The following is a 23,528-nucleotide window of genomic DNA, read 5'->3' on the forward strand; positions in this document are numbered from 1 at the left end:
AGACGGGCGGCTTGCTGTCCGTCGCAAGGCCAAAGGAGAAGTTTTCAATGCCCAAGGTCGGTATGCAGCCCATACGCCGCCAGCAGTTGATCGAAGCCACGTTGCTGGCGGTCGACCAGGTCGGAATGGCAGATGCCAGCATTGCGCTGATCGCCCGCCTGGCGGGGGTCTCGAATGGAATCATCAGTCACTACTTTCAGGACAAGAACGGCCTGATCGCAGCGACCATGCGCTACCTGATGAACGCCCTGATCGAAAATGTCCGGGCCCGGCGCCAGGCTCTGGGGGACGAAAGCCCCCGCGCCCACCTGCAGGTGATCATCGAAGGCAACTTCGACGCCAGCCAGGTCAACGGCCCGGCGATGAAAACCTGGTTGGCCTTCTGGGCGGCCAGCATGCACCAGCCGTCTTTGCACCGGTTGCAGCGGATCAATGACCACCGCCTGTATTCCAACCTGTGCTGCCAGTTCCGCCGCGTATTGCCGCAGGAACAGGCACGCAGCGCCGCCCGCGGGCTGGCTGCACTGATCGACGGGCTGTGGTTGCGCGGCGCGCTCTCGGGCGACGCCTTTGACACTGAGCAGGCGCAGCAAATCGCCTACGAATACATGGATCAGCAACTGGCGAAGCAGATGAACTAGCGGTGACACGCTCGCATCTGCCCGCTACCCAGACAAGCACTTGCGAGGACACTATGGCCCGTTTCGAACTGCAAAAACTCTACATTGACGGCGGTTACGTGGACGCTTCCAGCGACGCCACCTTCGACGCCATCAACCCGGCCAACGGCGAAGTGCTGGCCCAGGTTCAGCGGGCCACCGAGGCCGATGTGGAGCGCGCCGTGGTCAGCGCCGAAAAAGGCCAGAAAGTCTGGGCCGCCATGACCGCCATGGAGCGTTCGCGCATCCTGCGCCGCGCCGTGGACATTCTGCGCGAGCGCAACGACGAGCTGGCTGCCTTGGAAACCCTGGACACCGGCAAGGCGTACTCGGAAACCCGCTACGTGGACATCGTCACCGGTGCCGACGTACTGGAGTACTACGCCGGCCTGGTGCCTGCCATCGAAGGTGAGCAGATCCCGCTGCGCGACACCTCGTTCGTCTACACCCGCCGCGAGCCGCTGGGCGTGACCGTGGGTATCGGTGCCTGGAACTACCCGATCCAGATCGCTCTGTGGAAATCCGCCCCGGCGCTGGCCGCGGGCAACGCGATGATCTTCAAGCCCAGCGAAGTCACCTCGCTGACCACCCTGAAGCTGGCCGAGATCTACACCGAAGCCGGCCTGCCAGCCGGTGTGTTCAACGTGCTGACCGGCAGCGGCCGTGAAGTGGGCAGCTGGCTGACCGAGCACCCGCGCATCGAGAAAATCTCCTTCACCGGCGGCACCGACACCGGCAAGAAGGTCATGGCCAGCGCGTCGAGCAGCTCGCTGAAGGAAGTGACCATGGAGCTGGGCGGCAAGAGCCCGCTGATCATTTTCGACGACGCCGACCTGGACCGCGCCGCCGACATCGCCATGATGGCCAACTTCTACAGCTCGGGCCAGGTGTGCACCAACGGCACCCGCGTGTTCGTGCCCAACGCCCTGAAGGCAGCGTTCGAAGCCAAGATCGTCGAACGCGTGAAGCGTATCCGCGTAGGCAACCCGGAAAACGAAAACACCAACTTCGGCCCCCTGGTGAGCTTCGCCCACATGGAAAGCGTGCTGGGCTACATCGCCAAGGGCAAGGCAGAAGGCGCGCGCGTACTGTGCGGCGGCGAGCGCCTGACCGAGGGTGAATTCGCCCAGGGCGCCTACGTGGCCCCGACCGTGTTCACCGACTGCCGTGACGACATGACCATCGTGCGCGAAGAGATCTTCGGCCCGGTGATGGCCATCCTCGGCTACGACAGCGAGGACGAAGTGATCCGCCGTGCCAACGACACCGACTTCGGCCTGGCCGCCGGCATCGTCACCCAGAACCTGACCCGCGCCCACCGCGTGATTCACCAACTGGAAGCCGGTATCTGCTGGATCAACGCCTGGGGCGAATCCGACGCCAAAATGCCGGTCGGCGGCTACAAGCAATCGGGCGTGGGCCGCGAGAACGGCATCAGCTCGCTGAACCAGTACACCCGGATCAAATCGATCCAGGTTGAACTGGGCGATTACGCCTCGGTGTTCTAAAGCCGCCCCCTGCCCGGCCCGCCATTCCCCTGTGGACCGGGCGAAGCTCGGGAAATGGCCACCGCCATCCAGCGCGGCGCCCCTTCCCGAGCTGACGCCCGGCCCCACATGAGCGGGGGCCGCGCAACCCCACGACGATTTTCCCCCACCCAAAACGAGGGAGCAGAAATGTCCAAAGAATTCGACTACATCATCATTGGGGCCGGCTCGGCCGGTAACACCCTGGCCACCCGCCTGACCGAAGACCAGGGCGTCACTGTCCTGCTGCTGGAAGCTGGCGGCCCCGACTACCGCTTCGACTTCCGTACCCAGATGCCCGCCGCCCTGGCCTTCCCGCTGCAGGGCCGCCGCTACAACTGGGCGTACGAGACCGACCCGGAGCCGCACATGAACAACCGCCGCATGGAATGCGGCCGCGGCAAGGGCCTGGGTGGCTCGTCGCTGATCAACGGCATGTGCTACATCCGCGGCAACGCCATGGACTACGACGGCTGGGCCAAGCTGCCTGGCCTGGAAGACTGGACCTACCTGGACTGCCTGCCGTACTTCCGCAAGGCGGAAACCCGCGACATCGGCCCCAACGACTACCACGGCGGTGAAGGTCCGGTGAGCGTCACCACGCCCAAGGCCGGCAACAACCCGCTGTTCCACGCCATGGTCGAGGCCGGTGTGCAGGCCGGTTACCCGCGCACCGACGACCTCAACGGCTACCAGCAGGAAGGCTTCGGCCCCATGGACCGCACCGTGACGCCCAAGGGCCGTCGCGCCAGCACCGCCCGTGGCTACCTGGACACCGCCAAGCAGCGCGACACCTTGACCATCGTCACCCACGCCCTCACCGATCGCATCCTGTTCGACGGCAAGCGCGCCGTGGGCGTGTCGTACCTGGTGGGCGAGAGCAATACCCCGGTCGAAGCCCGTGCCCGCAAGGAAGTGCTGCTGTGCAGCGGCGCCATCGCCTCGCCGCAAATCCTGCAGCGTTCCGGCGTCGGCCCGAAAGACTTGCTCGAGAGCCTGGACATTCCGGTGGTTCATGACCTGCCGGGCGTGGGCCAGAACCTGCAAGACCACCTGGAAATGTACCTGCAGTACGCCTGCACCAAGCCAGTGTCGCTGTACCCATCGCTGCTGTGGTGGAACCAGCCGGCCATCGGTGCCGAGTGGATGTTCAACGGTACCGGCATCGGCGCCAGCAACCAGTTCGAGGCCGGCGGTTTCATCCGCTCGCGTCCGGAATTCGAATGGCCGAACATTCAGTACCACTTCCTGCCAGTAGCGATCAATTACAACGGCAGCAACGGTGTGAAGGAACACGGTTTCCAGGCCCACGTGGGCTCCATGCGTTCGCCGAGCCGCGGCCGCGTGCAGCTGAAATCGAAGAACCCGCGCGAATACCCGAGCATCCTCTTCAACTACATGGCTACTGAACAGGACTGGCAGGAATTCCGTGACGGCATTCGCCTGACCCGGGAAATCATGCAGCAGCCGGCCCTGGACGAATTCCGTGGCCGCGAGATCAGCCCCGGTATCGAGGTGCAGAGCGACGAGGAACTGGACACATTCGTGCGCGAGCACGCCGAGACGGCGTTCCACCCATCGTGCTCGTGCAAGATGGGCACCGACGAGATGGCGGTGGTCGACGGCCAGGGCCGCGTGCATGGCCTGCAAAGCCTGCGCGTGGTCGATGCGTCGATCATGCCGATCATCACCACCGGCAACCTCAACGCGCCGACGATCATGATCGCCGAGAAGATCGCCGACAAGATCCGCGGCCGCCAGCCGCTGCCGCGCAGCACCGCTGACTACTACGTGGCCGGGGATGCGCCGGTGCGCAAAGCACCTATGCGCGCAGTGCAGTAACCGCGTCGCCCTTCCCGCGCTGCGCCCGACCCTACAGGGGAACCGGGCGCAGCGCGGGAAAAGGGTGCCTGCCCATCTCAATCCTTGCGACAAATCACCGCAGCCACCTAAGCTAGACACCCCACCACACAAAAAAGGGATGTCATGCCCACCGCCCTGGACCCCCGCACCGCCAAACTACTGCCCTGGGTAGTCGCCATCGCCTTCTTCATGCAGTCGCTGGACGGCACCATCCTCAACACCGCCCTGCCCGCCATGGCCCGTGACCTGGCCGAAGACCCGCTGCGCATGCAGTCGGTGGTCATCGCCTACATGCTCACCGTGGCCCTGCTGATCCCGGCCTCCGGCTGGATCGCCGACCGCTTCGGTACCAAACGGGTGTTCTTCAGCGCCATCGCACTGTTCAGCCTCGGTTCGCTGGCCTGCGCCATTTCCAGCAGCCTGACGGTGCTGGTGTGCTCGCGGGTGCTGCAGGGGCTGGGTGGCGCGCTGATGCTGCCGGTGGGAAGGCTGGTGGTATTGCGAGCGTACCCGCGCTCGGAGCTGGTGCGCATCCTGGGCTTCGTGACAATTCCCGGCCTGCTTGGGCCCCTGCTGGGCCCGACCCTGGGCGGCTGGATGGTGGAATACCTGAGCTGGCACTGGATTTTCCTGATCAACCTGCCCGTGGGCCTGCTGGGTTGCTGGGCAGTGTGGACCATCGTGCCGGACCTGCGCGGCAGCAGCCGCACGCACTTCGATACCCTGGGCTTCCTGATGTTCGGCGCCGCCATGGTGCTGATCACCATTGCCATGGAAGGCCTGGGCGAACTGCACCTGCCGCACCTGCGGGTCATGTTGCTCCTGTTCGGGGGCATGGCCTGCCTGGCGGCTTACTGGGTGCGTGCCGCCCATGACCCCGAACCGCTGTTCTCGCCGACCCTGTTCCGGACCCGCACCTTCGCGGTGGGCATCCTGGGCAACCTGTTCGCCCGGCTGGGCAGCGGCGCCCTGCCGTTCCTGGTGCCGCTGCTGTTGCAAGTAGCACTGGGTTATTCGCCCGCCCAGGCTGGCATGAGCATGATCCCCCTGGCCGCCTCGGCCATGCTGGCCAAGTCGGTGGCACGGCCGCTGATCGAGCGCTTCGGCTACCGCGTCGTGCTGACCACCAACACCCTGGCACTGGGGGTGATGCTTGCCAGCCTGGGCCTGGTGACGCCGGACACGCCGTATATCGTGCTACTGGTGCAGCTTGGCATCATGGGCGCCGTGAACTCGTTGCAGTTCACCGCCATGAACACCGTGACCCTGATCGACCTGGACGACGCCAATGCCAGCAGCGGCAACAGCCTGCTCTCGGTGGTGGCGCAGCTGTCCCTGAGCCTGGGCGTGGCCTGCGCCGGTGCGCTGCTCGGCGGCTTTACTACCGAGGCCGACACCAACGTGCTGCAGGCTTTCCACCTGACCTTCCTGACCATCGGCATCATGGCGATGCTGGCCGCGGCGATCTTCGTGCAGCTGTCCAACCGCGACGGCAAAAAGGACAGCAGCAACGCTGTTCGTCCGGAACCGGAGATAGAGGCTTAGGGCCAAAGGCCACTGGGCTGGTACACTGCGCGACATTTTGTTTTGCAGGCCAGTCCCGTGACCACCATCGCCACCGCTTTTAATACGCTGCCATTGTCCGCCGCCATGCTGGCCAACCTCGAATCCCTCGGGTATGCCCAGATGACGCCGATCCAGGCGCAGAGCTTGCCGGTGATTCTCAAGGGCATGGACCTGATTGCCCAGGCCAAGACCGGCAGCGGCAAGACCGCGGCCTTCGGCATCGGCCTGTTGAACCCGATCAACCCGCGCTACTTCGGTTGCCAGGCGCTGATCATGTGCCCGACCCGGGAACTGGCCGACCAGGTGGCCAAGGAAATCCGCCGCCTGGCCCGCGCCGAAGACAACATCAAGGTGCTGACCCTGTGCGGCGGCGTGTCCTTCGGCCCGCAGATCGCCTCGCTGGAGCACGGCGCGCACATCATCGTCGGCACCCCGGGGCGCATTCAGCAGCACCTGCGCAAAGGCTCGCTGGTACTCGACGGTTTGAACACCCTGGTGCTCGACGAAGCCGATCGCATGCTCGACATGGGCTTCTACGACGCCATCGAAGACATCATCCAGCAAACCCCGGACCGCCGTCAGACCCTGCTGTTCTCGGCCACCTACCCCGTGGGCATCAAGCAGCTGGCCTCCAAGTTCATGCGCGACCCGCAGACCGTCAAGGCCGAGTCGCTGCACGCCGACAGCCAGATCGAGCAGCGCTTCTACGAGATCAGCCCGGAAGAACGCCTGGGCGCCGTGACCAAGGCCCTGGGGCACTTCCGCCCGCAGTCCTGCGTGGCGTTCTGCTTCACCAAGCAGCAGTGCCAGGAAGTGGTCGACCACCTGGTGGCCAAGGGCATCAGCGCCGTGGCCCTGCACGGTGACCTGGAACAACGCGACCGCGACCAGGTGTTGGCCATGTTCGCCAACCGCAGCACTTCGGTACTGGTGGCCACCGACGTCGCGGCCCGTGGCCTGGACATCGACGCCCTGGACATGGTGATCAACGTGGAGCTGGCCCGCGACTCGGAAATCCACATCCACCGCGTGGGCCGGACCGGCCGTGCCGGCGAGAACGGCCTGGCCATCAGCTTCGTGGCCCCGGCCGAAGCACACCGCGCCCAGGCCATCGAGCAGTTGCAGAAGGCGCCGCTGAACTGGCAGCCGCTGGACAGCCTGACCGCCAAGGGCGGCGGCCCGCTGCTGCCGGCCATGTCCACCCTGTGCATTGCGGCCGGCCGCAAGGACAAGGTTCGCCCGGGCGACATCCTGGGCGCGCTGACCGGCGATGCCGGCATTCCTGGCACCCAGGTGGGCAAGATCGCGATCTTCGATTTCCAGGCCTACGTGGCCGTGGACCGCGACATCGCCAAACAGGCCCTGCAGCGCCTGAACAACGGCAAGATCAAGGGCCGCTCGCTGCGCGTGCGTATCCTGTAACCACTGCAAATCCCGCGTTTGCGGGACCACTCGAATGAAAGGATGATGGTGTGCGCTCTACCGACGTTGTGATCATTGGCGCAGGTGCCGCCGGCCTGATGTGCGCTTTCAGCGCGGCCGCCCGCGGCCGCCGGGTGCTGCTCATCGATCACGCCAACAAGGCCGGCAAGAAAATCCTGATGTCCGGCGGTGGGCGCTGCAACTTCACCAACCTGTACACTGAACCGGCGAATTTCCTCTCGCAGAACCCGCATTTCTGCAAGTCGGCGCTGGCCCGCTACACCCAGTGGGACTTCATCGCCATGGTCGCCAAGCACGGCGTGCCGTACCACGAGAAGAAACTGGGCCAGCTGTTCTGTGACAACAAGTCCAGCGACATTCTGGAGATGCTGATCAGCGAATGCGAACAGGTGAAGGTCGACCTGCGCCTGGACACGTCGGTGCAGAGCATCGAGAAAACCGAAGCCGGCTACCTGCTGGACACCAGCCTGGGCCAGGTGACATGCGCTTCGCTGGTGGTGGCTACTGGTGGCCTGTCGATTCCAACCCTGGGCGCTACCGGCTTCGGCTACCAGATAGCTCGCCAGTTTGGCCACAACGTGCTGGCCACCCGCGCCGGCCTGGTGCCATTCACCATCACCGACCAGCTCAAGGGCTTGTGCACCGAGTTGTCGGGCACGTCGGTGGACTGCCTGGTGAGCTGCAACGATCAGAGTTTCCGCGAGAACATCCTGTTCACCCACCGCGGCCTCAGCGGCCCGGCGGTTTTGCAGATCTCCTCGTTCTGGAACCCTGGCGACACGGTGGAAATCAACCTGCTGCCCGACCACGACGCCCTGGCCTGGATGCAACAGCAACAGGCCGAGCGCCCCAACAGTGAGTTCAAGACCCTGCTGGGCGAGCTGTTCACCAAGAAAATGGCCACCCTGTTGGCCGAGCAGTGGTTCGCCTCCAAGCCGATGAAGCAGTACACGCCCGCCGAACTGCGCGACATCGCCGAAAAACTGGGTGCCTGGCAACTGGTCCCGGCCGGCACCGAGGGCTACCGCACGGCCGAAGTGACCCTGGGCGGCGTCGATACCCGCGAAGTGTCTTCCAAGACCCTGGAGTCGCTGAAAAGCCCTGGCCTGTATTTCGTCGGCGAGGTGCTGGACGTCAGCGGGCACTTGGGCGGCTTCAACTTCCAGTGGGCCTGGGCCTCGGGCTACGCGGCAGCGCAGTACGTTTAATAACGCGGCAGGCAGTATCCCGGAACATGATTTGCTGGTAATAAGAGAGCGGCGACAATGAGTCGCTGCACGCACCGGTTCATTCAGATCAACTGCCCAACAGGTTCGCTTCCCCTCTATGGCATCGACCTCGTTTCGCCAATCCATGCGTCGTTTATGGGCGCTCGACAAGTTCAGTTACAGCGTGCGGGTATTCATCGCCCTCACCGGGTCCATGGCGTTCTGTTGGTACCAAAGGGAAATGCATGCGCTGATCCCGATCTTCCTGGGCATCATCGCCTGCGCCCTGGCCGAGACCGACGATAACTGGCAGGGCCGCATCAAGGCGCTGGCGGTCACCCTGGTGTGTTTCAGTTGCTCGGCGCTGTCGGTCGAACTGCTGTTTCCCTACCCCTACCTGTTCATCATCGCCCTGGCCGTGGCGGCGTTCGGGCTGACCATGCTCGGTGCGCTGGGCGAGCGCTACAACGCCGTGGCCTACGCGACGCTGATCGTGGCGGTGTACACCATGATCGGCGTTGACCAGCGCGGCGGCGAAGTCAGCAATTTCTGGGAAGAACCGCTGTTGCTGGTAACCGGGGCCGGTTGGTATGGGCTGCTGTCAGTGCTATGGCAGGCCCTGTTCGCCAACCAGCCGGTGCAGCAGGCCCTGGCGCGGCTGTTTCGCGAGCTGGGCTTTTATCTGAAGCTCAAGGCCAGCCTGTTCGAACCCATCCGCGGCCTGGACATCGAAGCCCGGCGCCTGGAACTGGCCAAGCAGAATGGCCAGGTAGTGGCGGCGCTCAATGCCACCAAGGAAATCATCCTGCACCGGGTGGGCGGCGGCCGACCCGGTTCGAAGATCAGCCGCTACCTGAAACTGTACTTCCTGGCCCAGGACATCCACGAGCGGGCGAGTTCTTCGCACTACCCCTACAACGCCCTGGCCGAAGCCTTTTTCCACAGTGACGTGCTGTTCCGCTGCCAGCGCTTGCTGCGCCAGCAGGGCGCCGCGTGTCGGCGCCTGTCGGAGTCGATCCAGATGCGCCAGCCATTCGTCTACGACGATAGTTTTGCCGAAGCCCTGGGCGACCTGCACGCCTCGCTGGAGCACCTGCGCATCCAGAGCAACCCGGCCTGGCGTGGCCTGCTGCGTTCGCTGAGGGCACTGGCGGCGAACCTGGGCACCCTGGACCGCCTGCTCAGCGACGCCAGCAACCCCGACAAGCTCGCCGACGAGAGCGACAGTAGCCTGCTGGACCGCTCCCCCCGCAACCTCAAGGACGTGTGGGGACGCATTCGCCAGAACCTGACGCCTACCTCGCTGTTGTTTCGCCATGCACTGCGGTTGCCGCTGGCGCTGATCGTGTGTTTCGTCATGGTGCACGTGGTGCCCACCACCCAGAGCTACTGGATCATGCTCACCACGGTGTTCGTCTGCCAGCCCAGCTACGGCGCCACCCGCCGCAAGCTGGGCCAGCGCATCATCGGCACGGCCATCGGCCTGATCATCGGCTGGCCGTTGTTCAACCTGTTCCCCAGCCCGCTGGTGCAGTCGATGTTCGCCATTGCCGCGGGCCTGGTGTTCTTCGTCAACCGCACCACCCGCTACACGGTCTCCACCGCGGGCATCACGCTGATGGTGCTGTTCTGCTTCAACCAGGTGGGTGACGGCTATGGCCTGTTCCTGCCGCGCCTGTTCGATACCCTGCTGGGCAGCCTGATCGCCATCATCGCGGTATTCCTGTTCCTCCCCGATTGGCAGGGCCGTCGGCTGAACAAAGTGCTGGCCAACACCCTGAGCTGCAACAGCATCTACCTGCGCCAGATACTGGAACAGTACGCCCGCGGCAAGCGTGACGACCTCAGCTATCGCCTGGCCCGACGCAACGCCCACAACGCCGATGCGGCGCTGTCCACCACGCTGGCGAACATGCTGATGGAGCCGGGTCATTTCCGCAAAGAGGCGGACGTTGGCTTCCGCTTTCTGGTGCTGTCGCATACCTTGCTCAGCTACCTGTCGGGCCTGGGTGCGCACCGGGCCACCGAATTGCCAGAGCCGGTGCGCAGCGAGCTGATCGAAGGCACCGGCCAGGCGCTGGCCGCCAGCATTGACGAGATCGCCGCCGCCCTGGCCAACAAGACGCCGGTGGCGCTGCACAGTGATGCCGAGGAAGGATTGGCCAATGCCCTGGAGCAGATGCCTGAGGAGGTCGATGAAGGCCAGCGCCTGGTGCAGACGCAACTGGCGCTGATCTGCCGGCAACTGGGGCCGCTGCGGACCCTGGCCGCGCACCTGATCAAGGACAAGACCGAGCAGGCGACCCCCGCGGCGGCCTGATCACAGGCCGTACTGCTTCAGCAACCGTTTGTAGGTGCCATCGGCCTGCATCTGGCCGATGGCCTTGTCGAACGCCGCCACGATCCGGGCATGGTCCGGGTTTCTCAGGCTGACCAGGATATGCAGGTGGTTGAGACTTAGGGGCACGGGCAGAAACTCCACTGAGTCCCGCACCCGCGGGACTTCCCGGTTCAAGTAGTAACGCGCCACGAACTCGTCTTCCAGGGTCAGCTGTACTCGGCCCGCCGCCAGCATGCGCACGGCCATGGGAAAATTGTGTACCTGCACCTTCTGCAATTCACCGTCGCTGTCGAAAGCACCGGAGTAGGCATAGCCGCGCACGATCGCGATCGGGTACGGGTGCAGTTCGTCGAGGTTGCCGCTGAAGGCGATGGGCGTGCCCCTGGTCTTGATGAACAGGATACGGTTCTGCAGGTAACTGCCGGAGAACTGGCCAATGCGGGTGCGTTCGTCGCTGTACCAGGCGTTGACCAGCACGTCATAACGCCCCTCATCGATACCCAGCAAGGCCCGCGCCCAGGGTACCTGTTCGAACTCGCTGGCATAGCCGGCCCTGGCCAAGGCCGTGGTCACCAGCTCCGTGGCCAGCCCGCCATTGACCATCGTGGCGTCGGTGAACGGCGGCCAGGCATCGGCTACCAGGCGCAGCTTGTCCGCTGACGCCAATGGGGCCACCAACAGCAATCCAAGCAAATACGAGACTCGAAGCAAATGCAGCATGCTCAAGATCCTGTAGCGGGCTCCAGGCCCGGCGTGTTGGTCAAGCCTTGCGATCAACATCCAGATTCTAACCTTAGCTCAACATCACCCGTGTCTGACACTATGATGGCGGTTGCCAACCGACCTTCATTTTTCAGGAGCCCACATGTCCCTCGACTGGGTCTGCAAACACCACACTGATCTGGGTATCGACCAGCTCTACCGTATTCTTCAACTGCGAACCGAAGTATTTGTGGTCGAGCAGCAATGCCCGTACCAGGAAGTCGACGGGCTGGACCTGGAGGGTGACACCTGCCACCTGATGGGCTGGGAGGGCAACCAGTTGGCGGCTTACCTGCGCCTGCTGGACCCGGCCGCCCATGACGGCGACGTGGTGATCGGCCGCGTGGTGACCGCGCCATTCGCGCGGGGCAAGGGGCTGGGGCATGAACTGCTGATGCAGGGGCTGTGGCATGCGGACAAACTGTGGCCGCAGGTGCCGATCTACCTCTCGGCACAGGCGCATTTGCAGGGGTATTACGGGCGGTATGGGTTCGTGGCGCAAGGTGAGCAATACCTGGAAGACGGCATTCCCCATATCGGCATGCGCAGGGCTCAGGGGTAGCCGAGCGTGGCCTTGATGGCCGACAGGTTGCGCCCGATCCAGGCCTTGTCGATGGCCCCCCAGTCGCGGATCAGGTATTGGCCGATATGGTTGCGCTCGCCTTCGCGCTGTTCGAATTCGCAGATGATGTCGAGGTCGGCCAACGCCAGCAGTGTGTCCTGCGCGGTGCGACGGGGCATGCCGGTGGCTTCGGTGATGGCTGGCACGCTGCAGGCGGTGCCGCTGTCGATCAGCCATGCCACATACAGGCGGCGGTAGAAACTGGTCTTGGTCTTGCTGACATCCATCGAACTATCCTTGGTCGGTCATTGCGGCAGGTCGCGCCAGGTCAGGTAAATGCGCAGGTCGAATTCCAGCTGATGGTAACCCGGCTGCATGTATTCGCAGAGCTTGTAGAACGCCTTGTTGTGATCCGACTCCTTGAAGTGCGCCAGCTCGTGCACCACGATCATCCTCAGGAATTGCGGCGCCGCCTCCTTGAACAGCGAAGCGATGCGAATTTCCTTCTTGGCTTTGAGCTTGCCGCCCTGCACCCGCGATACCGCGGTATGCAGCCCCAGGGCTCGATGGGTCAGGTCAAGGCGGTTGTCATACAGCACCTTGTCCAGATTGGGGGCATTGCGCAGGTGTTCCTGCTTGAGCTCCAGCGCATAGCTGTACAGCGCCTTGTCGCTCTGCACGTCATGCCGCTCAGGGTAGCGCTGTTGCAGGTAGTCACCCAGGCGGCCTTCAGCCAACAGCTTGCGCACCTGGTCTTGCAGGTGCGGGGGGTAGGCCTGGAGGTATTTGAGCGGCGTCATGGTGGCACTGTACGGTGGGATCGACCGCCAGTGTACCCAATTGCATGGCTACACTGACGCCCAATCGAAGTGCCCGGGGAATCCGGTGGCGTCCTCGGACGTCAGCGGCTTGGCAACGATGAAACCCTGGGCCAGCTCACAGCCATTGGCCTGAAGCCATTGATACTGCTCGCGGGTCTCGACCCCTTCGGCGATCACGGTAATGCCGAAATCCCGGCACAGCTCGATGACATTGCGCGCCAACGCGGCATCACGGCTGGATTCCGGCAGGCGTGCCACCAGGTGGCGGTCCAGCTTCAGCGTATCGATGGGCAGGTCGCGGAGCAATTTGAGCGAACAGTGGCCGGTGCCGTAGTCGTCCAGGGCCACGCGCACGCCCAGGTTGTGCAGTTCATGCAGCTGGCGCAGGGCTTCCTCCTGGTTGTGCATCAGTGAGGTCTCCACTACCTCCACTTCCAGCTGCTGGGCCTGCAGGCCGTTCATGGCGATAGCCCGCTGCAGCTCCGGCACCAGGTTGGGCATGGCGAACTGGGCGTTGCTCAGGCTGATGCTGAGAATAAGTTGCTCATCAAAGCTGTCTCGCCAGGCATGGCGCTGGGCTGCGCCCTGCTGATAGATCCAGCTGGTCAGGCGGCTGATCAACCGGGCTTCTTCCAGCAACGGGATGAACAGGCCCGGCGGCACGTCGCCGACACTGGGGTGACGCCAGCGCAGCAAGGCCTCGAACCCGCGCAGGCGACCGTCGGCGATGGCGACCTGCGGCTGGTACACCAGGGTGAAATCTTTCTTCTCGATGGCACTGCTAACGCTGTCTTCCAGCATCAGGCGCGAGCGAGCGCGGCCGTTCATGTCCTGGTCGTAATAACGGTACTGCTGACGACCCGCCTGTTTGGCGGCGTACATGGCGATGTCAGCGGCGCGCAGCAGGCTGTCCAGGTTGGAACCACACTCAGGGTAGGTGGCGATGCCGATACTGACCCCCAGGGTCACGTCCAGGCCGTCGACCTGCTGGCACATGGAGACCCGGTCGATCAGTTTCTCCGCGACCTTGGCGGCTTGTTCGGGGTACTCCAGGGTGTCGAGCAAGGCGGTAAATTCATCACCGCCCATGCGAGCCACAATGTCGTAGGAGCGCAGGCAATCCTTGAGCTGCTCGGCCACCCAGCGCAGCACCCGGTCGCCAGCGTCATGGCCGTGGATGTCGTTGATGCGCTTGAAGCCATCCAGGTCCAGGTACAGCAGGGCCTGGGATTTATCCGAACGCTCATTGCGCACCAGCGCGCTTTCCACCGTCTGGTAGAAACCGCGGCGGTTGAGCAGCCCGGTGAGCGGGTCGGTCACTGCCTGGTATTCGAGTTGCTGGTGCAGGTTGCGCACCACCGACATGTCCAGCACCGTCACCACCATGGCATGCTGCTCGCCCGGCAATGGCGCGCAGGACAACGCCGCCGGCAACTGCTGGCCGGACACCGTGCACAGGACCGCGTCATGCACCCGGAATGTCTCGCGGTTGGAATACGCACGGTAGAACTCGGAGTCTTGCCATTGAGTGACCGCCGGCTTGGCGACGAACTTCAGCAGTTCAGCGCCGGTGAGCTCGGCGACCGAGGCGTTGAGCAGGCGGGAGATGGCCGGGTTGGCGAAACTGATTCGGCCTTTCTCGTCGATCACCAGGATGCCTTCGGCCGCGTTTTCCAGCACCGAGGCATTGAAGGCCCGCGCCGTTTCCAGATCGCGGCTCAGCCGTTGCAGGTCACGCCGGTTACGTTGTTGCTCCAGCAGCGCCTGCACCTTGGGACGCAGAATCTGCGGGTCGAACGGCTTGAACAGGTAATCGACCGCGCCGTTGGCGTAACCCTTGAGCACCGACGCCTGGTTCTGCTCGTTGGCCGTGAGAAAAATGATCGGGGTCAGCCGAGTGCGCTGGTTTCCGCGCATCAGGCGCGCCACTTCGAAGCCGTCCATGCCCGGCATCTGCACATCGAGCAGGACCAGGTCGACTTCATGCTCCAGCAACATGCTCAAGGCTTCCACCCCGGATGCCGCCGTCACCACCTTCCAGTCCTGGCGTTCGAGCAAGGCCCGCATGCTGATCAGGTTTTCCGGATAATCATCTACGACCAGCAGCGTCGAGGCGCCGTCGTTAGGCTGGGATTGCGCGCAGTCCATGCATGCTTCTCATCGAGACGTTTGGCACCGGCCTTTCAGGCAAAAACCGGATACAGATAGCTCCTTACTCTAGTCAAGGATCCAAGAGTGCGGGAGCAGCAGACGTGCCAGTACCTTGCCAATACAGACTTACCCGACTAACGGTAAGTTCCCAAACCCCCCAGAAATAGGGGCCTGCAGCGAATTCGACGTAAGGTTGGCGCCAAGTTATCGACTAGCCATCATTAACAAACTATTTTTAAGACTCTATAAAGAGCGCCCTCTCAATCCCGAGCTCAAGCGGCCGGGTTGGTTTCTCGGCAGTCGACCGCCGCGATAATATGGAAGGCTACTATCATGATCGACCTCTCGACCTGGATGCTGAGTGTTCCCGAAGGTACCCCAGCCCAGACCATCAGCACCCCCACCCTGGTCTCCGGCTTCAAGGACAAGTATTTCCATTCCGACACCGGCACGCTGTTCTTCTGGGCGCCCGTGACCGGCACGGTGACTGAAAGCGCCATCTACCCGCGCTGTGAATTGCGTGAGGCCAATGCCGACGGCTCCGTTCGCAACTGGCTGTATGGCGCCGCCGACAACACCCTTCGCGCTACGCTCAGCGTCGACCAGGTGCCCTCCTCGGGCAAGGTGGTGATCGGCCAGATTCACGTGTACGGCAGCAACCAGCCGCTGCTCAAGGTTGAATACCAGTACAAGACCAAGACTCAGACCGGCAACATCGTCGCCAAGGTGCGCTACCACCTGGACGATGACGAGCCCACGGTGATCCAGGTCGCCACCGGCGTGCCGCTGGGCAAGCAGTTCAACTACCTGATTCATCTGAGCCCGGGTGGCATGCTCAGCGTCGACTCCGCCGGCTACACATGGGCCGACCAGATCAGCGCCACCTGGAAGGCATCACAGCTGTACTTCAAGGCCGGGGTGTACACCCAGGACAATACCGGTGACACCACGGAAGGCGGCACCGTGACCTTCTACAAGCTGGCGATTGCCCATAGCACCTCGTCGTGAGGCAGTACCCGGCAGCGTTACCGGCCGCAGCGGCGGCATGCCGGTGTAGCCGCCCATAGGGATATGGCAGCTGGGCAGCAGAAAAAAGCCCCGCACGAGGCGGGGCTTGTTTTACAACCAGGTACTCAGTTGACCTTGGCAGCCAGCTCGCCCTTGGCGTAACGCTGGAACATCGCTTCCAGCGAGATCGGCTTGATCTTCGAAGCATTGCCGGCGGTGCCGAAGGCTTCGTAGCGGGCGATGCACACGTCACGCATGGCCTTCACGGTTTCACCGAAGAATTTGCGCGGGTCGAATTCGCTCGGGTTGGTGGCCATCAGGCGGCGCATGGCGCCGGTGGACGCCAGGCGCAGGTCGGTGTCGATGTTGACCTTGCGCACGCCGTGCTTGATGCCCTCGACGATTTCCTCGACAGGCACGCCGTAGGTTTCCTTGATGTCGCCGCCGTACTGGTTGATGATCGCCAGCCACTCCTGCGGTACCGAGGAAGAACCGTGCATCACCAGGTGGGTGTTGGGGATACGCTTGTGGATTTCCTTGATACGGTCGATCGCCAGCACGTCGCCGGTAGGCGGCTTGGTGAACTTGTAGGCGCCATGGCTGGTGCCGATGGCGATCGCCAGGGCATCGACCTGGGTCAGCTTGACGAAGTCAGCGGCTTCTTCAGGGTCGGTCAGCATCTGGCTGTGGTCCAGTTGACCTTCGGCACCGATCCCGTCTTCTTCACCAGCCATGCCGGTTTCCAGCGAACCCAGGCAGCCCAGCTCGCCTTCCACCGACACACCACAGGCGTGGGCCATGGCCACGGTCTGCTGGGTGACGCGCACGTTGTAGTCATAGTCGGTCGGGGTCTTGCCGTCGACGCCCAGGGAGCCGTCCATCATCACCGAGCTGAAGCCCAGTTGAATGGAGCGCTGGCACACGTCAGGGCTGGTGCCGTGGTCTTGGTGCATGCACACCGGAATGTGCGGAAACTCTTCGATCGCCGCCAGGATCAGGTGGCGCAGGAAAGGTGCGCCAGCGTATTTGCGGGCGCCCGCGGACGCCTGGACGATTACCGGGGAGTCAGTCTTGTCAGCGGCTTCCATGATGGCGCGCATCTGCTCAAGGTTGTTGACGTTGAAGGCTGGTACGCCGTAGCCGAATTCAGCGGCGTGGTCCAGCATCTGGCGCATGCTAATGAGTGCCATTGTGAGTCTCTCTCCCGGTCGAGGGTCGTTAATCGTGCAAGCCTGCCGTAGCGGCGGCTGCCATTCAAGTAGTGTAGGCCGGACATGTGCCCGGCCCTGCTCATCACTGGGCCTTGCAGGCCCGGCCAATCAAATCGTTGGTCGCGACCCAGTACACCAGGCCTTCATTGCCTTTGCTGTGGAACGCCAGCACGCCATCGCTGTACAGCTCGCCCGACGCACCGGGCTCAGCCTTGAGGTGGTACACCTGGGTGCTGCCACCCAGCTTCACTTCCACGCTGTTCTTGCCGGCATCCAGGTAACGCCAATCGACGCTAGCCTGGCTGTCGCAGGTCCAGTGGGTCCAGTCAGCGGGCGCCGGGGCCTGATTGAAACTTGCACAACCACCCAGCATTGCAAACGCCATCATGGCCACAAAGCCTTTCATTTTACTTCCTCGCTTGCAGCGCAACGGCAGGCCATGGCCTGCCGCTCAATTCCATCGGACTGAAAAGCCCGCCGGTTGTTCCGACCAGCGGTCGACTCAAGGGCAACCCTGCCCCGGAGCCTGGCGCTCGGTGTCGTACTTTTCGAGGCCATCCGGGCCCAGGCGCTTGTTGATGACCGGCGCCGTCTCCGCCTGCCAGTCAGACTGGTAACAGCCGCCCTTGCCCGGCACGTGGTCGGGCTGGGCCGGGGCAGTGTCAGCCTTATGGGCACAGCCTGCCAGCGCAGTGGCCAACAGCAACAACGGCAATGCCTTGGTCATCTGGACGCTTCCTTTCCACCTGTGCATGAGGATCAGCCTTTGGCCCGCTGCTCCAGCATTTCGACGGCCGGCAGCACCTTGCCCTCAACGAACTCGAGGAAGGCACCACCGCCGGTGGAAATGTAGGAAATATCTTGGCCAACGCCATACTTGTCGATGGCCGCCAAGGTGTCACCGCCGCCAGCGATGGAGAACGCCGGGCTTTCGGCGATCGCCTTGGCCAGCACCTTGGTGCCATTGCCGAACTGGTCGAACTCGAACACGCCCACCGGACCGTTCCACAGGATGGTCTTGGAGGACTTCAGCAACTGCGCGAACTGTTCAGCGGTTTGCGGCCCGATATCCAGGATCATGTCGTCTTCGGCCACGTCGGCGATGAGCTTGACGGTGGCTTCGGCGGTTTCCGCGAACTGTTTGGCGACCACTACGTCCACCGGCAACGGTACGCTGACCTTGGCAGCGATTTCACGGGCGGTGTCCAGCAGGTCCGGCTCGTACAGCGACTTGCCGACGGGGTGCCCGGCCGCGGCCAGGAAAGTGTTGGCGATACCGCCGCCAACGATCAGTTGGTCGCAGATCTGGCTCAGGCTATTGAGTACGTCCAGCTTGGTGGATACCTTGGAGCCGGCAACGATGGCTGCCATTGGCTTGGCCGGCGCGCCCAGGGCCTTGCCCAGCGCATCCAGTTCGGCGGCCAGCAGCGGGCCCGCTGCAGCGACTTTGGCGAACTTGGCCACGCCGTGGGTGGAACCCTCGGCACGGTGGGCGGTGCCGAAGGCGTCCATCACGAACACGTCGCACAAAGCCGCGTATTTGTGTGCCAGCTCATCGGCGTTTTTCTTCTCGCCCTTGTTGAAGCGCACGTTCTCGAACAGCACCAGGTCGCCAGCGTTCACCTGGACACCGTCCAGGTAATCGGCCACCAGCGGCACGTCGCGGCCCAAGGCTTTGCTCAGGTAGTCGGCCACGGGCTTGAGGCTGTTCTCGGCGGAAAACTCGCCTTCGGTCGGGCGGCCCAGGTGCGAGCAGACCATCACCGCGGCGCCTTTCTCCAGCGCCAGTTTGATGGTCGGCAGCGAGGCCAGGATACGCGCGTCGCTGGTGACCACACCGTCCTTCACGGGGACGTTGAGGTCTTCGCGAATCAGCACGCGCTTACCATGCAGATCGAGGTCGGTCATCTTCAACACAGTCATGTGTTCAGTCCTTCAAGCCTGTTTTGATTGTTGGTTGACGACGTACAGAAAGTGTTCTGCCACGTCGAGCATGCGGTTGGCGAACCCCCACTCGTTGTCGAACCAGGCCAGGATGTTGACCAGGCGCGGGCCTGATACACGGGTCTGGCTGGCATCGACGATGGCCGAATGCGGGTCATGGTTGAAATCACAGCTGGCGTGCGGCAGTTCGGTGTAGGCCACCAACCCCTTGAGCGGCCCGCTGAGCGCGGCGTCATGGAGAATACGGTTGACCTCCCGGGCGTCGGTGTCGCGTTTCACTTGCAGGGTGATGTCCAGGCAGGACACGTTCACGGTCGGCACGCGCACTGCTTTGGCCTGGATACGGCCACCGAGTTCCGGTAGCAACCGCTCGATTCCGCGCGCCAGCCCGGTGGATACCGGGATGATCGACTGGAAGGCCGAGCGGGTACGGCGCAGGTCCTCGGCATGGTAGGCATCGATCACCGGCTGGTCATTCATGGCTGAATGGATGGTGGTGATCGAGATGTACTCAAGGCCCAGGGCCTCATCCAGCAACCGCAGCAACGGCACGCTGCAGTTGGTGGTGCAGGAAGCGTTGGACACCAGCGTCTCGGTACCGGTCAATACCTGCTGGTTGATGCCGAACACCACAGTGGCGTCGACATCGGTCTCGCTGGCCATGGGCTGGGAGAACAGCACCCGTGGCGCGCCGGCGTCGATGAAGCGCTGGCCGTCGGCACGGGTATGCCAGGCCCCGGAGCATTCCAGTACGAGGTCGACGTCAAGCGCCGCCCAGTCGATGCCCTCGGGGGTGGCGCTGCGCAGTACTTTCACGCAGTCGCCATTGATCATCAGACAATCGCCTTCGCTGCGCACCTGGCCAGGAAAGCGGCCGTGGGTAGAGTCGAAGCGTGTCAGGTATTCCAGGCTGGCCATGTCGGCCAGGTCGTTGATGGCAACCACCTCGACGCCCGCTTCGGCGCCCCGCTCGTAAAGCGCGCGCATGACACAACGGCCGATGCGGCCGTAGCCATTGAGTGCAACTTTATAGGGACGCGGCTGGGGCATGAGGTGCTCACTGGAAACAATGGGTCAAACCTTGCTGCATGGCGGCATGCCCATGCAGGTGCGGGAGCTGGCTTGCCAGCGAGCTTCTGATGCCCTCAAAAGCTCGCTGGCAAGCCAGCTCCCACACCAGCCAGGCAGGCGGTACATCAGTCTTCCAGCAGTTCTTCAGCGGTACCGACGACATTGTCGACGGTGAAGCCGAACTCTTCGAACAGCTCGGCCGCAGGGCCGGACTCGCCGAAGGTGGTCATGCCGATGACACGGCCTTCCAGGCCCACGTACTTGTACCAGTAGTCAGCATGCGCGGCTTCGATGGCAATGCGCGCACCCACTTCCAGCGGCAGCACGGCCTGCTTGTAGCTGGCGTCCTGGGCCTCGAAGACGCTGGTGCACGGCATCGACACCACGCGAACCTTGCGGCCCTGCTCGGCCAGCTTGGCCTGTGCGCTGATGGCCAGGCCCACTTCGGAACCAGTGGCGATCAGGATCAGTTCCGGCTCGCCCTCGCAATCCTTGAGCACATAACCACCGCGCTCGATGTCGGCCAGTTGCGCGGCATCACGTGGCTGGTGCTGCAGGTTCTGCCGCGAAAACACCAGGGCCGAAGGGCCGTCGTTGCGCTGGATGGCGTGCTTCCAGGCCACGGCGGATTCAACGGCGTCGGCTGGGCGCCAGGTGTCCAGGTTCGGCGTGCAGCGCAGGCTGGCCAGTTGCTCGATCGGCTGGTGAGTCGGGCCGTCTTCGCCCAGGCCGATGGAGTCGTGGGTGAACACATACACCACACGCTTCTTCATCAGGGCCGACATGCGCACGGCGTTGCGGGCGTACTCCATGAAGATCAGGAACGTGGCGCCGTAAGGCACGAAACCGCCGTGCAGGGCGATACCGTTCATGATGGCGCTCATGCCGAACTCGCGAACGCCGTAGTGCAGGTAGTTGCCACCTGGGGCTTCGGCGCTGATGCTCTGGCTACCTTTCCAGAAGGTCAGGTTGGAGCTCGCCAGGTCAGCCGAGCCGCCCAGCAGTTCCGGCAGCAGCGGGCCGAAGGCGTTCAGAGCGTTCTGGCTGGCCTTGCGGCTGGCGATGGTTTCGCCCTTGGCAACCACTTCGGCGATCCAGGCATCGGCCTTTTGCGCGAAGTCGGCTGGCAACTCACCGGCCATGCGGCGGATGAATTCGTTGGCCAATTCCGGGTGGGCGGCCGAGTACGCGGCGAAACGCTGGTCCCATTCGGCTTCCAGCGCACGACCGTTTTCCTTGGCATCCCATTCGGCGTAGATGTCGGCCGGGATTTCGAAGGCAGCGTGGTTCCATTTCAGCGCGGCACGGGTCAGGGCCACTTCTTCGGCACCCAGGGCCGAGCCGTGGGACTCTTCCTTGCCTTGCTTGTTCGGCGAACCGAAACCAATGGTGGTCTTGCAGCAGATCAGGGTCGGGCGGTCGCTCTTGCGAGCGGTCTCGATGGCGGTCTTGATCTCGTCGGCGTCATGGCCGTCGACATTGCGGATCACTTGCCAGTTGTAGGCTTCGAAACGCTTGGGCGTATCGTCGGTGAACCAGCCTTCGACTTCGCCGTCGATGGAGATGCCGTTGTCGTCATAGAAGGCGATCAGCTTGCCCAGGCCCAGGGTACCGGCCAGCGAAGCTGCTTCGTGGGAAATGCCTTCCATCATGCAGCCATCACCCAGGAACACGTAGGTGTGGTGGTCCACGACGTTGTGGCCGGGGCGGTTGAACTGGGCCGCCAGGGTCTTTTCGGCGATGGCGAAGCCCACGGCGTTGGCCACGCCCTGGCCCAGCGGGCCGGTAGTGGTCTCGACACCGGGGGTGTAACCGTATTCCGGGTGGCCTGGGGTGCGGCTATGCAGCTGGCGGAAGTTCTTCAGATCGTCGATCGACAGGTCGTAACCGGTCAGGTGCAGCAGCGAGTAGATCAGCATCGAACCGTGACCGTTGGACATCACGAAGCGGTCGCGGTTGGCGAACGACGGATTGGTCGGGTTGTGCTTCAAGAAATCACGCCAAAGCACTTCGGCGATATCCGCCATGCCCATCGGGGCACCGGGATGGCCGCTGTTGGCTTTTTGCACGGCATCCATGCTGAGGGCACGAATGGCGTTGGCACGCTCACGACGGCTGGGCATCGCTTATCTCCTGGGCTTTATAAAAAGTACGGATTTTGAAAAGACCGGCATTTTCCCCCACGCCACGCCTCTGGGCAATGACAGATAGTCAAAGGGCGGTGTTTTTCCTGCTCATCGGGAACTAATGGCCGGTCTGCCTGCAACGTCTTCCTGTAGTGGACCACCATTCGCCCCATTCGGCTCCATCCATCGTGCAATATCAAAACTTTTTGATATTGCCCTTGCGGTGCCGGTTTTCGCTGTCTAGACTGCCGAACCTATGAACTTGCCCGTACCCGAAACCCGCCACGAGCACCACGACGCCCTTGCCAGCCTGTGCAAGGCCGGTGGCGATTCGCTGCGGCTGAACGTATTGCGGGCACTGGCAAGCGATTCTTTCGGCGTGCTGGAGCTGGCACAGATCTTCGCCATCGGCCAGTCGGGAATGAGCCACCACCTCAAGGTGCTCGCCCAGGCCGGGCTGGTGGCCACGCGCCGCGAAGGCAACGCGATTTTCTATCGCCGTGCCCTGCCGGCGGCGGACTCACCGGGCGGGCGCCTGCATGCGGCCCTGTTCGATGAAGTCGACGACCTTGCCCTGCCCATCGATGTGCGGGCACGCATGGCGCTGGTGCAGCGTCAGCGGGCGGCGGCCAGTGAAGACTTTTTCTCGCGCATGGAAGAGAAGTTCCGTGCACAGCAGGACCTGATCGCCGGCCTGGCGCAGTACCGTGACAGCGTTCTGGCACTGCTGGACAAACTCAGCTTCGGCGAACAGGCCAGCGCCCTGGAGATAGGCCCCGGTGACGGCGCGTTTCTGCCCGACCTGGCCCGCCGCTTCGCCCAGGTCACCGCGCTGGACAACAGCGCCGAAATGCTTGAACTGGCCCGTCAGCTCTGCCAGCGCGCTCAATTGGGCAATGTCCAGTTGAGCCTGGCCGATGCATTGGGCGACAGCCATGCCCAGGCCCACTGCGTGGTCCTGAACATGGTGCTGCACCATTTCCCCGACCCGGCCCTGGCCCTCGAACGGCTGGCCGCCCGGGTAATCCCCGGTGGTAGCCTGCTGGTGACCGAGCTGTGCAGTCACAACCAGAGTTGGGCCAGGGAGGCCTGCGGTGATCTCTGGTTGGGTTTTGAACAGGAAGACCTGGCCCGTTGGGCCACCGCTGCGGGACTCGTTCCCGGGGAAAGCCTGTATGTGGGCTTACGTAATGGTTTCCAGATCCAGGTCCGCCATTTTCAGCGACCGGCTGGCGACACTCACCATCGGTAAATTTAGGAAACCGT

The 23,528-nt window shown here is 63.4% G+C and carries 20 protein-coding genes; 10 read left to right on the forward strand and 10 right to left on the reverse strand.

Going from position 1 to position 23,528, the window contains the following annotated elements:
* The first annotated feature begins 47 nt into the window (after positions 1–47).
* The 7 genes from betI (at position 48) to yccS (ending at position 10,585) form a co-directional block, all read left to right on the forward strand.
* A complete protein-coding gene (gene betI, locus HWQ56_RS26775; protein ID WP_158152902.1) occupies positions 48–641 on the forward strand; it encodes a transcriptional regulator BetI in 594 nt (197 codons plus the stop codon).
* 53 nt (positions 642–694) lie between these two features.
* The gene (gene betB, locus HWQ56_RS26780; RefSeq protein WP_176572147.1) at positions 695–2,167 is read left to right on the forward strand and encodes a betaine-aldehyde dehydrogenase; all 1,473 of its coding nucleotides are present in this window, start codon (positions 695–697) and stop codon (positions 2,165–2,167) included.
* A gap of 168 nt (positions 2,168–2,335) precedes the next feature.
* The gene (betA, locus tag HWQ56_RS26785) at positions 2,336–4,027 is read left to right on the forward strand and encodes a choline dehydrogenase (protein WP_176572148.1); all 1,692 of its coding nucleotides are present in this window, start codon (positions 2,336–2,338) and stop codon (positions 4,025–4,027) included.
* A 144-nt stretch (positions 4,028–4,171) separates the two neighbouring features.
* On the forward strand, positions 4,172–5,593 hold the full coding sequence (mdtD, locus tag HWQ56_RS26790; protein ID WP_158152905.1) for a multidrug transporter subunit MdtD: 1,422 nt from the start codon (positions 4,172–4,174) through the stop codon (positions 5,591–5,593).
* A 105-nt stretch (positions 5,594–5,698) separates the two neighbouring features.
* On the forward strand, positions 5,699–7,036 hold the full coding sequence (gene dbpA, locus HWQ56_RS26795; RefSeq protein ID WP_233270807.1) for an ATP-dependent RNA helicase DbpA: 1,338 nt from the start codon (positions 5,699–5,701) through the stop codon (positions 7,034–7,036).
* 50 nt (positions 7,037–7,086) lie between these two features.
* Complete coding sequence (locus HWQ56_RS26800) at positions 7,087–8,265, forward strand: BaiN/RdsA family NAD(P)/FAD-dependent oxidoreductase (protein ID WP_176572149.1); 1,179 nt, start codon at positions 7,087–7,089, stop codon at positions 8,263–8,265.
* 118 nt (positions 8,266–8,383) lie between these two features.
* Positions 8,384–10,585, forward strand: a complete 2,202-nt coding sequence (gene yccS, locus HWQ56_RS26805; protein WP_176572150.1) for a YccS family putative transporter — start codon at positions 8,384–8,386, stop codon at positions 10,583–10,585.
* Here yccS and HWQ56_RS26810 read toward each other — a convergent pair whose 3' ends face one another.
* Positions 10,586–11,326, reverse strand: coding sequence for a substrate-binding periplasmic protein (locus tag HWQ56_RS26810; RefSeq protein ID WP_158152909.1), 741 nt, complete (start codon positions 11,324–11,326; stop codon positions 10,586–10,588). It lies immediately after the preceding gene.
* Between the two features lie 145 nt (positions 11,327–11,471).
* Here HWQ56_RS26810 and HWQ56_RS26815 point away from each other — a divergent pair, with 145 nt between their 5' ends.
* Positions 11,472–11,930: a GNAT family N-acetyltransferase gene (locus HWQ56_RS26815; RefSeq protein ID WP_158152910.1), complete on the forward strand. Its 459-nt coding sequence runs from the start codon at positions 11,472–11,474 to the stop codon at positions 11,928–11,930.
* Here HWQ56_RS26815 and HWQ56_RS26820 read toward each other — a convergent pair.
* From HWQ56_RS26820 to HWQ56_RS26830, 3 genes are read right to left on the reverse strand one after another with little or no spacing between them, the layout of a single operon-like run.
* Complete coding sequence (locus HWQ56_RS26820; protein ID WP_158152911.1) at positions 11,921–12,217, reverse strand: winged helix-turn-helix domain-containing protein; 297 nt, start codon at positions 12,215–12,217, stop codon at positions 11,921–11,923. The genes HWQ56_RS26815 and HWQ56_RS26820 overlap by 10 nt on opposite strands.
* 18 nt (positions 12,218–12,235) lie before the next feature.
* Positions 12,236–12,730 (reverse strand): YgjP-like metallopeptidase domain-containing protein, encoded by a 495-nt coding sequence (locus HWQ56_RS26825; protein WP_158152912.1) that lies wholly within the window; start codon positions 12,728–12,730, stop codon positions 12,236–12,238.
* Positions 12,731–12,778: 48 nt separating this feature from the next.
* The gene (locus tag HWQ56_RS26830; RefSeq protein ID WP_176572151.1) at positions 12,779–14,899 is read right to left on the reverse strand and encodes a putative bifunctional diguanylate cyclase/phosphodiesterase; all 2,121 of its coding nucleotides are present in this window, start codon (positions 14,897–14,899) and stop codon (positions 12,779–12,781) included.
* A 336-nt stretch (positions 14,900–15,235) separates the two neighbouring features.
* On the opposite strand from HWQ56_RS26830, the gene HWQ56_RS26835 reads away from it, so the two are divergent.
* Entirely contained in the window at positions 15,236–15,910 is a 675-nt protein-coding gene (locus HWQ56_RS26835) for a polysaccharide lyase family 7 protein (protein WP_158152914.1), read from the forward strand.
* A 125-nt stretch (positions 15,911–16,035) separates the two neighbouring features.
* On the opposite strand, the gene fba is transcribed toward HWQ56_RS26835, so the two are convergent.
* The 6 genes from fba to tkt form a co-directional block, all read right to left on the reverse strand.
* Entirely contained in the window at positions 16,036–17,100 is a 1,065-nt protein-coding gene (gene fba, locus HWQ56_RS26840) for a class II fructose-bisphosphate aldolase (RefSeq protein WP_158152915.1), read from the reverse strand.
* A gap of 103 nt (positions 17,101–17,203) precedes the next feature.
* Positions 17,204–17,527, reverse strand: a complete 324-nt coding sequence (locus HWQ56_RS26845) for an MliC family protein (RefSeq protein WP_176572152.1) — start codon at positions 17,525–17,527, stop codon at positions 17,204–17,206.
* Positions 17,528–17,623: 96 nt separating this feature from the next.
* Positions 17,624–17,848, reverse strand: coding sequence for a hypothetical protein (locus HWQ56_RS26850; RefSeq protein ID WP_176572153.1), 225 nt, complete (start codon positions 17,846–17,848; stop codon positions 17,624–17,626).
* A 32-nt stretch (positions 17,849–17,880) separates the two neighbouring features.
* Positions 17,881–19,044 (reverse strand): phosphoglycerate kinase, encoded by a 1,164-nt coding sequence (locus HWQ56_RS26855; protein WP_176572154.1) that lies wholly within the window; start codon positions 19,042–19,044, stop codon positions 17,881–17,883.
* A gap of 12 nt (positions 19,045–19,056) precedes the next feature.
* A complete protein-coding gene (gene epd, locus HWQ56_RS26860) occupies positions 19,057–20,115 on the reverse strand; it encodes an erythrose-4-phosphate dehydrogenase (RefSeq protein WP_158152919.1) in 1,059 nt (352 codons plus the stop codon).
* Between the two features lie 146 nt (positions 20,116–20,261).
* Entirely contained in the window at positions 20,262–22,259 is a 1,998-nt protein-coding gene (gene tkt / locus HWQ56_RS26865; RefSeq protein WP_158152920.1) for a transketolase, read from the reverse strand.
* Positions 22,260–22,518: 259 nt separating this feature from the next.
* On the opposite strand from tkt, the gene HWQ56_RS26870 reads away from it, so the two are divergent.
* Positions 22,519–23,514: an ArsR/SmtB family transcription factor gene (locus tag HWQ56_RS26870; protein WP_158152921.1), complete on the forward strand. Its 996-nt coding sequence runs from the start codon at positions 22,519–22,521 to the stop codon at positions 23,512–23,514.
* The last annotated feature ends 14 nt before the right edge of the window (positions 23,515–23,528 follow it).

This window comes from Pseudomonas eucalypticola (assembly GCF_013374995.1).
In the GTDB taxonomy this organism is placed as follows: domain Bacteria; phylum Pseudomonadota; class Gammaproteobacteria; order Pseudomonadales; family Pseudomonadaceae; genus Aquipseudomonas; species Aquipseudomonas eucalypticola.